The sequence below is a fragment of the Aquabacterium lacunae genome (assembly GCF_004310865.1).
Lineage (GTDB): Bacteria > Pseudomonadota > Gammaproteobacteria > Burkholderiales > Burkholderiaceae_C > Aquabacterium > Aquabacterium lacunae.
On sequence record NZ_SIXI01000033.1, the window covers coordinates 1 to 816 of the forward strand.

1 protein-coding gene is annotated in these 816 nt (G+C 47.3%); it reads left to right on the forward strand.

From position 1 onward, the window contains the following. Nucleotides 1-619, forward strand: a 619-nt coding sequence (locus tag EYS42_RS17125) for a hypothetical protein (RefSeq protein WP_165456845.1), incomplete at its 5' end; no start/stop codon positions are given. Between the last annotated feature and the right edge of the window lie 197 nt (nucleotides 620-816).

Here is an 816-nt window from a genome sequence, read left to right on the forward strand (position 1 = left end):
AAAAAAAATTTCACTAGGATCTAGGTGCAGTAAACTTATTGCAATCGCACTAACTTCATCAATATTGCTTGGGTGCACCTCAATTGGACGGCTGGGAGAAAACATCAACACACCAGCCCCAAATGAGAGCATTTATATACTGGGCCTATCGCCAGAGAATCATCGCGCACTCATATTTCCCGGCGAAATGGTGGGTGAAAACTATCACCAAGACATGTGGCGGCCAGCTTCATTCTACGGCTCAGCAACCGACGGATACATTATCGGCAAGGCTAAAGCAGGTGATTTTCTAGGCATTGTTGGGATTATGTCGACCGAATCCGATAGATCTCTATATGGCGCACAATTCGGTGCTTGCGGCGATCAAAAAACCATTACCTTCAGAGCAAAGCCTGGTGGAGTTGTCTATATAGGAGATGTGTCTTTCAAGAGGGGCGACAAAGGATTGCAGTTTCTGATTAGCCAAGATTTTAATAGGGCAAAAACATACTTGGATCGAATGCATCCAAAATTAGCGGCAACGGTTGTGCACAGTGAATTTGAGCTGCGCAAAACAGGCCAGCCTTGCGAAAAGAAGAATACGACCCTTTATGTGCCAATTTACATCCCCAAACGATAAATTTGCCGCACATCTATCGCCCCCGATGTAAAAAAATATATAGGGCCCGAACTTGCCATGCGAAAAGTTCATTGACGCACGCCATTGCTCTGGAGGTGGTAACGCAATCACTGAGTTTGGGTACGGGTTCTTCGCGCAGGCGCTGTGGCCTAACTCGGCGGTCAAGCGGACGCCAACACTGGCCATGCCTTCGGCAT